The 12,336-nt window shown below is 50.4% G+C and carries 17 protein-coding genes; 6 read left to right on the forward strand and 11 right to left on the reverse strand.

Going from position 1 to position 12,336, the window contains the following annotated elements; translation table 11 throughout:
- On the forward strand, positions 1-220 hold a 220-nt coding region (locus KK062_RS27320; RefSeq protein ID WP_254087564.1), incomplete at its 5' end, for a hypothetical protein.
- A gap of 23 nt (positions 221-243) precedes the next feature.
- On the opposite strand, the gene KK062_RS27325 is transcribed toward KK062_RS27320, so the two are convergent.
- Positions 244-1,131 (reverse strand): SDR family oxidoreductase, encoded by an 888-nt coding sequence (locus KK062_RS27325; RefSeq protein ID WP_254087565.1) that lies wholly within the window; start codon positions 1,129-1,131, stop codon positions 244-246.
- A 138-nt stretch (positions 1,132-1,269) separates the two neighbouring features.
- Here KK062_RS27325 and KK062_RS27330 point away from each other — a divergent pair, with 138 nt between their 5' ends.
- Positions 1,270-1,665 (forward strand): winged helix-turn-helix transcriptional regulator, encoded by a 396-nt coding sequence (locus tag KK062_RS27330; protein ID WP_254087566.1) that lies wholly within the window; start codon positions 1,270-1,272, stop codon positions 1,663-1,665.
- On the opposite strand, the gene KK062_RS27335 is transcribed toward KK062_RS27330, so the two are convergent.
- Positions 1,662-2,624, reverse strand: a complete 963-nt coding sequence (locus tag KK062_RS27335; protein WP_254087567.1) for an MBOAT family protein — start codon at positions 2,622-2,624, stop codon at positions 1,662-1,664. The two genes, KK062_RS27330 and KK062_RS27335, sit on opposite strands and share 4 nt — an antisense overlap.
- Positions 2,621-3,043: a hypothetical protein gene (locus KK062_RS27340; protein WP_254087568.1), complete on the reverse strand. Its 423-nt coding sequence runs from the start codon at positions 3,041-3,043 to the stop codon at positions 2,621-2,623. The genes KK062_RS27335 and KK062_RS27340 overlap by 4 nt, the downstream gene beginning before the upstream one ends.
- A 105-nt stretch (positions 3,044-3,148) precedes the next feature.
- Between KK062_RS27340 and KK062_RS27345 the strand changes: the two genes are divergently transcribed.
- Positions 3,149-3,628, forward strand: coding sequence for an SRPBCC family protein (locus KK062_RS27345; RefSeq protein WP_254087569.1), 480 nt, complete (start codon positions 3,149-3,151; stop codon positions 3,626-3,628).
- Positions 3,629-3,797: 169 nt separating this feature from the next.
- Here the strand turns inward: KK062_RS27345 and KK062_RS27350 are convergent, their stop codons facing one another.
- The 6 genes from KK062_RS27350 to KK062_RS27375 all read right to left on the reverse strand — a co-directional run bounded on the left by KK062_RS27350 (position 3,798) and on the right by KK062_RS27375 (position 8,047).
- A complete protein-coding gene (locus KK062_RS27350) occupies positions 3,798-4,268 on the reverse strand; it encodes a group II truncated hemoglobin (protein ID WP_254087570.1) in 471 nt (156 codons plus the stop codon).
- A 61-nt stretch (positions 4,269-4,329) separates the two neighbouring features.
- A complete protein-coding gene (locus tag KK062_RS27355) occupies positions 4,330-5,157 on the reverse strand; it encodes a helix-turn-helix domain-containing protein (RefSeq protein WP_254087571.1) in 828 nt (275 codons plus the stop codon).
- A 77-nt stretch (positions 5,158-5,234) separates the two neighbouring features.
- Complete coding sequence (locus tag KK062_RS27360) at positions 5,235-6,263, reverse strand: SDR family NAD(P)-dependent oxidoreductase (protein WP_254087572.1); 1,029 nt, start codon at positions 6,261-6,263, stop codon at positions 5,235-5,237.
- Positions 6,264-6,353: 90 nt separating this feature from the next.
- A complete protein-coding gene (locus KK062_RS27365) occupies positions 6,354-6,809 on the reverse strand; it encodes a GNAT family N-acetyltransferase (protein WP_254087573.1) in 456 nt (151 codons plus the stop codon).
- Between the two features lie 112 nt (positions 6,810-6,921).
- A complete protein-coding gene (locus KK062_RS27370; RefSeq protein WP_254087574.1) occupies positions 6,922-7,293 on the reverse strand; it encodes a DoxX family protein in 372 nt (123 codons plus the stop codon).
- 7 nt (positions 7,294-7,300) lie between these two features.
- The gene (locus KK062_RS27375) at positions 7,301-8,047 is read right to left on the reverse strand and encodes an SDR family oxidoreductase (RefSeq protein ID WP_254087575.1); all 747 of its coding nucleotides are present in this window, start codon (positions 8,045-8,047) and stop codon (positions 7,301-7,303) included.
- A gap of 74 nt (positions 8,048-8,121) precedes the next feature.
- Between KK062_RS27375 and KK062_RS27380 the strand changes: the two genes are divergently transcribed.
- A complete protein-coding gene (locus KK062_RS27380; protein WP_254087576.1) occupies positions 8,122-8,466 on the forward strand; it encodes a winged helix-turn-helix transcriptional regulator in 345 nt (114 codons plus the stop codon).
- An 18-nt stretch (positions 8,467-8,484) separates the two neighbouring features.
- Here the strand turns inward: KK062_RS27380 and KK062_RS27385 are convergent, their stop codons facing one another.
- Both KK062_RS27385 and KK062_RS27390 read right to left on the reverse strand, forming a co-directional pair.
- On the reverse strand, positions 8,485-8,982 hold the full coding sequence (locus KK062_RS27385) for a hypothetical protein (protein ID WP_254087577.1): 498 nt from the start codon (positions 8,980-8,982) through the stop codon (positions 8,485-8,487).
- Positions 8,983-8,993: 11 nt separating this feature from the next.
- On the reverse strand, positions 8,994-9,806 hold the full coding sequence (locus KK062_RS27390) for a hypothetical protein (protein WP_254087578.1): 813 nt from the start codon (positions 9,804-9,806) through the stop codon (positions 8,994-8,996).
- 170 nt (positions 9,807-9,976) lie between these two features.
- On the opposite strand from KK062_RS27390, the gene KK062_RS27395 reads away from it, so the two are divergent.
- A complete protein-coding gene (locus KK062_RS27395) occupies positions 9,977-11,929 on the forward strand; it encodes an ABC transporter permease (RefSeq protein WP_254087579.1) in 1,953 nt (650 codons plus the stop codon).
- Between the two features lie 12 nt (positions 11,930-11,941).
- Positions 11,942-12,331, forward strand: a complete 390-nt coding sequence (locus KK062_RS27400; RefSeq protein ID WP_254087580.1) for an ABC transporter permease — start codon at positions 11,942-11,944, stop codon at positions 12,329-12,331.
- The last annotated feature ends 5 nt before the right edge of the window (positions 12,332-12,336 follow it).

Below are 12,336 nucleotides of genomic sequence, written 5' to 3' on the forward strand. Positions count from 1 at the left end.
GGGTGATAGTAGAGTTTGTCGTAAACGGGCCGATGGGAAATTTCAGGGCGGTGTCGTCGGTGGTGGTCATGGCGTTCGGGTGTCGTTGAATACAAAGATACGGGATTCCGGTGGATTGGGTTTCCGAAGAATCTTTCTCTACGACTTGACCATTACACTACAGATTTCTGAAGACTCCGGCCATGCTGGGTCCGAGTCTCCGCCCCGCCGGCGGGGCTAAGACTCGAACCAGATGTATTCCAGTTATTTATAGGCTTGCTTAATGACTTCGGCGGCGGGGGTGGTTTTGCGGCCGAGGACTTTTTCGAGGTCGTTTGTTTTGTGATCGAATTCGCCGTTGGCGATGCCTTGTCCGAAGCTGGAGACCAGGGCGACGATCGGTGCGGGTACGCCGTGGCCGGCGAGGGTCTGCTCGAATTCTTTTGCATCGGGGGAGACATACGCAATTTTCTCGCCGGTGATCTCTGACAGGATCTCTGCTACCTGTGCAAAGGTTATGGCTTCGCTGCCGTTGAATTCGTAGGTTTTATTGACGTGTGGCTGTGGATTGGCAAGGATGTTTGCTTCGGCTTCGGCGAAGTCCTGGCGGGGTACAAAGGCTGTTTTGCCATGACCGGTAGGCTGGTATACGGTTTTGCTCTGTAACAACTGTTCTTTTGTACCCAGGAACAGTGGTACGACTTCAGCGTATAGGTTATGACGGAGTAATGTATAGGGCAGACCTGATTCCTGGATCCACTTTTCGGTTTGGGCGTGTGCATGTACGACCAGGTGCAATGGGGCAGCAGACGATTCGTCTTTGCGGACGGTACTGGTATAGAGTATATGTTTTACACCGGCAGCTTTGGCCGCGTTCACGACGTTTTGGTGTTGAGGCAGGCGGGCGTGTACGTCGCTGCCGGATACGAAGTATAATACTTCGATGCCTTGAAAGGCGGCGGCCAGGGAGGCCGGATCGTTGTAGTCACCGCGCCGGACGTCGAAGCCCTCTGCGCGGAATTGTCGGGCTTTTTCGCCTTGGGTGTCGCGTACGAGTACGGCGATATTTTCAACGGCGGTCTTGTTCTTCAGAAAGGTTGCCACGGCGCTGCCGAGTCCACCGGTAGCTCCTGTAATCAGTGTTTTTGCCATGTTTTAAGCGTTTTTAGTGGTATTCTATGGAGTGTTGCTGTGAAAAAGTTTATTACTTACTTTTGGTAAGTCAAAGGTATCTGCTAGTTCCTGGCTGCACAAGAAGTTACGGCGAGGTCAGGCACTTACCTGCAGGTAATGATTGTTGACAATGAGAAGGTTATGACAGAAAATATTTTGAAAAAATATTCGGAGACGGCCGATTGCCCTGTCCGAAATGTATTGGATCGCTTCGGCGACAAGTGGTCGACACTGGTGATTTTGATTTTGGGTGACGCGGGGACACTGCGTTTTAATGAGCTGCATCGTCTGATGGAGACAGTGTCGGAAAAGATGTTAACGGTTACGCTTAAAAAACTCGATGCTGATGGCTTGGTGAAGCGTACGCTTTATCCGCAGGTGCCGCCGCGTGTTGAGTATGAGTTGACGGAACGTGGTCGGAGTTTGCTGCCTTTGTTACAAAGTCTTGTGGATTGGGCCAATGAGAATATGCCTGAGATACAGAAATCGCGGGAACAATACCAGGCGGCCTAAGTTGGTAATAACAGGTTCCGCAGTGGCGCGAGCACATGAAGCATAAACGCCGAATGAAATAGCAACGGCAGGGGGAGTATCAGCAAGCTCATTACCCAGATATGGGAAAGTATAGGGTGTCTCAAAAGGCGTTGTAATCGGGTCGACTTTGCTTCGGCAAGCATTGCCGAAGCGTGCAACGTAAAATAAAGCATGGGAAGTCCGTAGCCGGCATTTACCGGTAACGAGATCGCTATTTCATGTAGCAATCCGGATAGCAGAAACGAGAGCAGCATGGCTTGCTCGGTACTCATCGTTCGTTTCAAGGGTCGGTACGTTATCTGTGCGGTCATTTCCGAGAAAGCCATATTCCAACGTTTGCCCCAGAACTCACGCAACGATGTCGATTTATAGGGCGACCGGAAAAGCTCTTGTACATCGGCGCCTTGTGCGCGCCAGGCTGCCGTCGATAGATTGAGAACGCCGAAATGCAGAATCATGCTGATTCCGACAAGCAATAGAAGCTGCGGAACAAAGAGTGTAGTCGCGATGGCAAAGTGTTCTGCAGTCATGGAGAAGTATAAAAGTGCCAGTCCTATTGCGATTCGGATCACTCCCTTTATCATGAGTTTGCCGTAGGGTAGGGGAGCACCTGGCAGTTGCTCGAAGGGAGCGGCCCGCATGCCGAACCAGCCGAGGGCGAATGCCAGCCACTGAAATACTTTTAGGCGGTTCTCTCCTGAGTATGTTTCTACGACCACCAGCACTTTCATGGATAACAACTGTAGGAATACGATGACAACCATTCTCAATAGGGCGGGCTGATCGGTTGTGATAAAAGAGGAAAACCATACGGTGATGCATGCGATTATCCATGCCAATGCGCGGGCTATTAATTTCTCCTTTAGGAACGGGAGATAATAGCCAACGGTGATCAGTAGGAGTATATAAACCGAAAGGAAAATGGCGAGTGTGTTCATGCAAGCGTGTGAAAGAATGCGAGGAAATAGATGAAGGTGAAACTGGCGAACATGCCGACCAGGCCGATCTCGCCCAGTGTGTATATAAATCCCTTTGGGGCTTGCGATCGATCGAAGTACAGGAATTGAATCCCGATCCGGGTGAGCCAATACAGTGCTATAAATAACGTCATGCTTTTTGCCAGGAAAGAATGTCCTACTAATTCATTTCCTCCCCAGACAGAGACAATCCCGAAACAGAAATTGATAACGAGGATATAGCCTGCATAGGTCCAAAACATTTGGCGTAATAGTGGTTGCAGATTTTTCAGATGTTTACGCCACTGCAGCGCTTTGGGAATGAGCAGGCTGGCGAGGCATAAGATAAAATGGCCGATTCCAGCCCAAAAGATCAGTTTTACGAGAAATGATTCGGTCATGGTTTCGGGCATTTGCTCTAGTACACGAATAAGATTAGCTTAAAGTTTCAATATTTATTGAAACTTTGATAACCCAGGGTTTTCTTTATCGTATAATCTGGTAGAATGCCACTGATTGAATTAACGACTGTTATCCATGCGCCCATCGAGCGGTGTTTTGATTTGGCGCGCAGTATTGATTTGCATAAGCTTTCGACAGAAGGCACAGAAGAGGAGGCTGTCGATGGTGTAACATCAGGTTTGATCGGTATGGGGCAGCATGTAACCTGGCGTGCGCGGCATTTTGGTGTGACCCAGACGTTGACTTCTAAAATTACGGGGTATGAATATCCCGTTTATTTTCGCGACGAGATGGTGAAGGGGGCTTTTAAGAGGATCTGCCATGATCACGTCTTTGAAAGCTCGGGCGATGATACAATCATGAAGGATAGATTTGAATTTGAGTCGCCGGCGGGCATACTCGGAGTGATGGCGAACAAATTAATTCTGGAAAGGTATATGCGCGAGCTCCTGACTAAACGCAATGCGGTAATAAAGGAAGTGGCTGAGGGGGAGATGTGGAGAGCTGTTCTGTCGAGAAGATAGTACTTCGTTGTTGGCGGTCGACGGGTATGATGGGAATTCACTACGACGTTACCGTTGGGGAGTCTGAAGACTCCGCGCCATACCGGGCACGAGTCTCCGCCCGAGACGGGCTAAGACTCGCGCCAGATTTGTCGACGGCGCGCCAGTAACTATACTATTAAAATTTATTCTAAGAAGGCACGTATGGTCCGCCAGGCACGCCCCAGCCCCAGGCGGGCATAGGTTCATTGGCATCGACGGGTGATTCTTCGAGGTTTGAGTTCATGACGGCCAAGCGCGTGCCCCATTCCAGGTAGGCCATGAAGGCGGAGCGGAATTCGGGATCGTCGGGGAGCGCCAGTGTATCGGCAGTTTCGACCAGCAGCTTTATCCATTGTTTACGATGGGCTTCGGTGAGGTGTTTGCCGATATGTTTCTGGATCATTTTGAAGTGGCTGCCTTCGGCGGTGCTATAGAACTTGGGTCCGCCGAAAACTTCGGCGACGAAATGTGCGACGTGTAAACGGTGATCGGGAGACATGTGTTTAAAGACCGGTTCCAGCAATGGGTCTTGCAGCACCTTGTCGTAAAATGATTCCATGAGCTTTTCGAATACGGGCATGCCGCCGGCCCATTCGTAGAGTGTGGGAACTGTCTTCATGCAGCTATAGTAATTCTTGTTGGGCAAAAATCAAAATGGCATGATTTGCAAGCTGCCATGGCTAGGAGGTAGCCTGATGGTTTCTTTTGAGCAGGCTATTGGGTGAATAACCGAATTGCTTTTTAAATGCGAAAGAGAAATGGGAAAGATCTTCAAAACCGGCTTCAAAATATACTTCTACCGGCCTGCGCTGCTTCTCGGAGAGCTGGTAGTGGGCCAGTTGCAGCCTTTTGTGGGTGAGCCACCTTTGCGGCGTGGTATCGAAGATTTTCTTGAAATCCCGTTTAAAAGTGGTCAGGCTGCGGCCGCTGAGGTAGCTGAACTTTTCGAGTGTGAGGTTAAAGCGATAGTTCTTTTCCATGAACTCGGCCAGGTTGATTTTGCCGGGTTCTTCGAAGTCGGCGAGCAGGCCGTCGATGTCGGGGTCCATGCTACGCAGAATGGTGATTGCTTCTTCCAGTTTTACATCGGCCATCTTCGGTGGCAACGCATGGGGCATATCGAAGTATGGCATGAGCGAAGCGAAGAAGCTTATCAGCAACGGATGTTCTTCAAAGTGCCGGATCTTGTCGGTGCGTGGTAGCGGTGTTTGAAACGGGTTGCGGGTATAAAAATCTTTTAGTCGCTCGTGCGTGAGCTTCATTGACACACTCTGAAAGCGCTGGCCGTCTTTGGGATACTTAATGACGGTGGCGGGTTGGTTACGCGGATATAAAAACGTGCTGCCAGGCCCGAGCAAAAAGGTGCTGTCGGCCTGGATGATCTTCATTTCACCGCTGATGACGCGTGCCAGGGAGTGGTGATCGAGTATGATCTCGTCTTTGTAGAATTTGTCGTCAACGCAGGAGAAAACGATCTCGACGAATTGGTTCTGTTGTCGTTCGGCCATGACGTGTGGATAGTAATACAAAGGTAAACAAAGACGGACAGCCAGAGATTCCCGCTGCCGTCTTTGTAAAGAGTGTACTATTTGGTGACATCAAATGTCACACCCGTCATGCGCTCGGTCAGTGTCCAAAGCTGTTGGGCATGCTCCCGGTCGAGGCTATAGGGCATCACGCCGCGCAGCGATCCATTCTCCGGCCGCCAACCTTGATAGGTTCTGTCGATGACAGCCACTTCGTTGTCTTCGCAGTACACGCCGCCGAGGTCTTGCAATGCTGGACTGGTGGCACACCATACTTGCGTGGAGGCACCCTGCGCGATGGTCTTCAGGCCGCGGGCAGGGTCGAGGATGGCATTACCGTCCTGGTCGTGCACGCCGAGTTGGATGAGCAGCTCGGGCGTGGTCTCCCGCTTTAAGTCGGTGTCGACAATGGCGCCGGGATGCAGGGTGTACGCGCGTACACCATATTGTTTACCGCGCTCGTCGAGCTCTACGGTGAACAGGATGTTGGCTGTCTTGGATTGTCCATAGCCTTCGAACGAATCGTACGCGCGGGTCTCAAAGTTGGGGTCTTCGAAGTGAATGTCTGAACGATGATGTCCCCAGGAGGATACGTTCACGACGCGGGCGCCCTTTGCATTTTTGAGCGCTGGCCAAAGTCGCGCAGTCAGTCGAAAGTGTCCGAAGTGATTGGTGGATAGCTGCGACTCGTTGCCCGCTGCATCGCGTCGCAGGGGTACCCACATGATGCCGGCGTTGTTCACCAGGATATGTAGGGCTTTGTGTGTTGCTAAGAATTTTGTAGCAAAGGCATCGATGGTGGCGGGGTCCATCAGGTCCATGGTTTCGATGGTGACGTTCTTTATACCCTTCAGGTTTGCTTCGGCTTTTTTACGGTCGCGTACCGGCGCGACCACGGTAGCGCCGGCGGCCGAAAATGCCCGTACGGTTTCCAGACCCAGTCCGGCATAGCCGCCGGTGACAATGGCGACTTTGCCGGTCAGGTCGATGCCTTTTAGTACATCGTCGGCGGTGGATGCGGCGGTAAAACCTGATCCTATAGGGTGTTGCTGCGCTCCGGAGTAGTTGCTTTTTGTTACTTGTTCCATGGTGTTTTCTGTTTTATGGAACAAAACTAGCGGGAGTCGCGCCGGCAGACTTTGTTTAGAAGGCCTGATTTTCTTTGTTTAGGAGGCCACTTACCAGACTAGCTCCATCTTTACGTTGGCTGTCGTAAAGGGGCTGTCTGTTACGGCGATGTGCTTGAATCCGTATTGTTGGTATAAAGCGATTGCTGTTTGGAGCTGGTCGTTGGAGAAGAGCACTATCTTTTTAGCACCCAACGTGCGGGCTGTGTCAATACATTTTTCCAGGAGTAGTTTGCTGATGCCTTTTCCGCGCCAGGTAGGTACGACGGTCATTTTGGCGAGCTCGTAGATGCCGTCGTGCTCGTGGATGAGGGCGGCGCTGCCTATAATACTGCCGCTGTCTTCTGCGAGGTAGATTACGCCGCCGTGATTGATGATGGTGCCGCGTGGGTCATCGAGCATTTGGAGGTCGTGGTCTTCGAGGAGGTTATATTTTTCGAGCCACGCCACGTTGATGCGTTTGAAGTCGGAAGCGTGGGCGTCGGTATATTCGATGATGCGGGGCATAGCGGTAGATTCCAGATGTCAAAATCCGAAATCGTGCATCGAAAACCAAGAGGGGAGAGAAACAAAAAACCACCTGGAGCATCCAGATGGTTTTCGCGACTAATCAGCTTTTTCAATTTTTCTGCAAAACCCGCTCAGTCAACTCGGGCAAACGCAGGCATGCGCCGATCCAGATCAAGCTTTCCAACATCGCAGGAAATAGCATGCCCTGGTTGTGCAGCAAATGTGTCGTGATGGCGCCGCCCAGGTACGATGAAAGCAGGAGGAGTCCGAGAACGGCGGTTCGGGGAATGACGAACAATATAGCAGAGAGTATCTCGATGATGCCCAGTATGCGATAGGTCTCCAGCGAGAGTCCGAAGGATGTTCCCATCTGTATGGCGTGCTGTGATAAAATGATCTTATCCAATGCAGAACCCGCCAGCGCGAGTGATACGACGCCGGATATTATCCAGCCTGTTATGTTTTTTGCTTTGGAGCTCATACGTATGTTATTTTATATTCATTCCACCATCTATAAAGAACTCCGCGCCGGTGATGAACGACGACGTTTCGTTGTTGGCCAGGTACAAGGCCAGGATGGCGACATCTTTGGCGGTCCCCGTTTTCGATAGTGGGATTTGTTGCACAATTGCCTCCCGCATGCCCTTCAGGGTCTGTTCATCAAAGCCGAACTTGTGCACCATCTCGGTTTCGGTCGGGCCCGGATTGATGACATTTACGCGAATCTTCCTGGGAGCAAATTCAACGGCGGCAATACGCATGAGCGTGTTGAGCGCAGCCTTACTGGCCGAATAAACCGACGTGCCGGGCATTGACAATGTGGCGCTGTTAGATGAAATTAAGACAACCGAGGCGCCGTCGTTCAGGATGGGAAGAAATTTCTGGAGGGTGAAGAAAGCACCTTTGAAGTTTATATTCATCAGGGAGTCAAACACATCTTCCGATGTGATTGCGATCGGTTGAAACGACGCAACGCCTGCGTTCACGATAAGCACGTCAACCTTGCCATACTGCGAAGATACGTACTTCACGAGCGCGTCTGTGTCCGTGAGATTGCTTTGATCGCTGGTATAGTGATCTACACCCAGCGACGTTGCCGCGGCCTGCAACGCTTCTTTCCTTCGGCCTGTAATGACTACTTGTGCTCCCTGAGACTTTAATTCCTGTGCCGCGGCAAATCCGATGCCGCTGTTGCCGCCGGTGACGACCGCTATCTTATTTTTAAATGCACTCATATATTTTTTTGAATTATGAATGCGAAACTAGCGGCAGGCTTGCTAACTTTGTTACCTGTTACAAATAGGTTACCATGGTAAAACACGCAAAAACCGAATGCGATGATGCTCACTTTGCTGTACAAGATACCTTGTATGTCGTGGGTGGAAAGTGGAAGATGATGATCCTTTCCATTCTCGTCAGGTTTGGCACCAAGCGCTTTGGGGAGCTGGTGAAGCTCACCGGTATCTCTGCCCGGATTCTTTCGAAAGAGCTGAATGAGTTAGAGCAAAACAAGCTGATCAGTCGGAAGGTGTGTAATACCAAACCGATCACGGTGGAGTATTCGGCTACGGCTTATTCTAAGTCACTCGGCGACGTGATCAATGCCATGATCAAATGGGGGAGGAACCATAAGAAGAAGATCCGGGAGAAGTGATGAGCAGAATGTGTCGTTCTAGGCGATTGACAGCAGAATGACGTGTGTGTCATCTTGCAGTAATGCCAGGCTATCGCGCAAAGCTTTGATCCCGGCGATTTCTGCTTCCACCAGCGCCGGGTCACCTTCTTCTGCAAACTCTTTGTTGAAGGCCAGCAGCTCTCCCTGTGTAACCAGCTCCGGCGCTAATTTGTCGAGATACTGTTGACGGTGTTGGTAGGTTAGGATGAGCGTGGTATCTCCACGCTTTTGCGAAACGTCATCCGCGATGTCGTGCCGCTCACTTTCCCACAGGTTAATTTCCTTTTGCTCCTCCAGAAATGGTAGTAGTGTGGCAAAGGCATGACCTGAATAGTGAAAGTCAACTACCTCACGACTATTGGCTTGAAGCCAATTGTGGTATGTGTCGATAGTCTTTTTCGATAACCAGGTCTTTTGAACTTTGATCTCGGCGTTTGCTTGTAGTGCGGGTAGCTTGGCCGTTTCCAGTAGACGGAAGGTAGCGATGGAAGACATATATTCGTATTTTATCGTTCTGGGCGTTGTATCGGAGGCGGCATGGGCAGATCATACTTTTTGGCCGATTCCCTTATTTGCTGCCATTCTCGAATCTTGGCATTGTCAATATAGTCAAGATAGATGTTAGAATAAACATCGTTTCCGTAGTAATGAAACCGGAGACGGCATTCGACCTTTAGATTGCCTTTTTTGCGAAGGGCTTTTGCGACTAGCATTTGGCCGGGCTGAATAAATTTGGCTTGTGAGCCAGTTCCACACCAATAAGAAATCTGGTTCTCAATGTCCACCCAGTTTCCCAGAGAATCTTTTGTCTGCCGGACTGTATGCCTAAGTTCCGAAAATGACGCAACATACAGTGGGGCCTTCGCGTAATTATATATCAAAACCGCGAAGGATTCATAATACTGAGTTGAGTCGGATACTTCTTTGGCATACTTATCGTAGTAGCGATATGCGTGCGGTAACGCCAGCAAGGTGTCAACCACTATTTTTACATTCGTGCTGTCAATTACTGCAATTTTTATGTCGGCACGGTCCAAAACGCTACCCGTGTCATGCTCGGAGTACGTTGACCGAGGTATTGGTTCCCTCCCCAAAAAAAGCGAGTCGGTCACTTGACCAATGTAATAGATGGGATAATACGCCGTGGTACGCCATTCATGGAATCGGTGGTATTCTGCGTCTTCGGGCAAGGTTGTTGAATCGATTATCGTCAGGGAATCGCTTTTGCCGATCGTAACAGGCGCTGGTTGTTGACAGGCGGTGACGACGAGTATTAGCGGCAGGAGCGGCCAACAGGCCGCCGTGATCGTGTATTTCATATCTGGTTTGATATAAATGCCTTACGACGAAAAAGTCACAGGGTCGCTTCCGGACGGGCTTGTTCAGAATCGGACAATAGGATATATTGTATGTGATAAAATTGGCTGGGTTACCCCGTTTTGGATAGATGGCATAATTCTTATCGATACAATGCCCAAAACCCACGTGTATGTTTAAAAGCTATTTTACGGTCGGCTGGCGAAACCTCTTAAGAAGCAAAATACACTCGTTCGTCAATATCGGTGGACTTGCCGTCGGGATTGCCAGTTGCTTGCTGATTGGGTTGTATATAGCGGATGAATTGCGCTATGATCGTTATCATACTAACGCAGATCGAATTTACCGGGCAGTAGCCGAAGATTGGGCGAAGATGCCGCCGGCACTGGGGCCAGCCTTGACGACAACCTATCCGCACCTGGTGGAGCGCGCGGTGCGCTTGTGGCCGCTGTTCTCGCCTGCGAAGATGCGGCATCAGGACGTGGTGTTTGTCGAGTCGGGTGTGGTGTTTGCCGATGCGGATGTGTTTGATGTTTTTACCTGGCCGTTTGTCGCAGGTGATCCGACGAAAGCGCTTATTCCGAAAAACTCGGTTGTGCTGACACAGTCGATGGCGACGAAATATTTTGGGGCAAAAGATCCGTTGGGTGAGCAGATGAAGTTCTGGGGGGATGATTTGACGGTCACCGGCGTCATGGAAGATGTACCGCACGACTCGCATCTTCAGTTTGATTTTTTGATATCGCTGCCAACGCTGCAGCTGGTCATGGGTGATCGCGTCGATGAACGATGGGACATGCCGGTATTCTATACGTACATTCTGACAAAATCAGGAACGACCGCAAGTCAGCTGGAGGATGCCGTAAGTCAGTTGGTTAAAAAGAATGTAACGGATTCACCGGCAACGGTGGCGTTGCAGCCTCTGGCAAGCATTCATTTGCATTCGGACTTAAAAGGCGAGTTTAGTTCGGGGGGCAATCTTTCATATTTATATATCCTGGGTACTGCGGCACTTTTTATTTTGCTCTTGGCCGGAGTAAATTTTACAAACCTCACGACGGCGCGTGCAACCACCCGTGCGCGGGAAGTAGGCATGCGGCAAACCCTGGGGGCTGTACGGCGTCAGCTGGTGGAGCAGTTCTTTGGTGAAGCGCTTATCACCACGGTGATGGCGTGGGTGATTGCCAATGCGTTGGCTGCTTCCATGATACCAGCCTTTAACCAATTCACCGGTAAGCAGATTCAACTGCCTGACCTGTTTAGTATATCTTGGCTGGGTGGGTCTTTTATGGTGGTGTTATTTATTAGTTTTTGTGCAGGGTCGTATCCGGCGTTTTTCCTGACACGGTTAAAGCCGGTGAGCTCGTTGAAGGGCTCGGGAGGCGTGCGTGCTTCCAGTCCGTTGGTTATAAAAGGATTGATCGTTTTTCAGTTTATGATTTCTACATTCTTCCTGACGGGGATGGTTGTTGTGTTGCTTCAACTTCGTTATATCCAAAGCAAGGAACTGGGATTTGATCAGGAGCAAGTTATTGTTTTGGATGGCGATGGATTTCCGGTGTTGAAGCAGTCGCTTCGGTCCGTGGCGGGAGTAGAGCAGGTAGCGGGTGTTCCGCAGGTATTTCCTGCGCCGCTGCCGGCGAGTTCGTTTCGGGCGGAGGGTATTGTGACGGATTCTACGAATCGAATGGCATACTATGGTGTGACACCGGGCTTTATTGAAACGATGGGAATTACGCTGGTTGCAGGTCTGCCTTTTGCAGAAGGTTCGATGAAGGATGAGCAGGAAGCCTTTGTGCTGAACGAATCGGCGGTGCATGATCTTGGGTGGACTGCCGAGGAGGCGATTGGCAAACCTTTTTCGATGTTTGTGCCGCCGTTAAACGGCGGTTCCGAAGTATGGCGCAACGGGTATATTACTGGCGTTGTGCGCGATTTTAATCATGACGTGCTGTATGAGAAGGTATCTCCGCTGGTGTTATATCCCAGCTACGACATGAATCTGACATTTGTTCGGACTCAACGGACTCCCGAGGTCATTTCCGCTATTCAGGCAGTGTGGAAGAAAGTGAATCCCGATGCGCCTTTTCAGTATTACTTTCTCGACGACCGGATTCGACAATAGTATGAGTCGGAGATGAAACTGGGGGCGCTTGTCACGGCCGCAACGGGGCTCGCGGTGATTATTGCGTGTCTTGGGCTTTCGGGGCTTGTTTCATTTTCTGCCAATCAACGGACAAAGGAGATTGGGATTCGTAAGGTCATGGGAGCATCTGCCCGACAGGTTGTTTCGTTGCTGTCACGTGACTTTGTTAAACTGGTTGGCCTGGCGACTGTGCTGTCGTTGCCAATAGCGTATTATGCTTTAAGCATTTGGATCACAAACTTTGCTTATCACATCGAGCTGTCGTGGGTGATTTTTATCGTGGCAGGTTTGTGTACACTGAGTGTTGCTATGATAACGGTGATCTTGCAGTCGCTGCGTGTGGCGTTGGCACGGCCGACAGAGTCGTTACGGGCGGAGTAGCGCGT

Source organism: Dawidia cretensis, assembly GCF_018598175.1.
In the GTDB taxonomy this organism is placed as follows: domain Bacteria; phylum Bacteroidota; class Bacteroidia; order Cytophagales; family Cyclobacteriaceae; genus Ohtaekwangia; species Ohtaekwangia cretensis.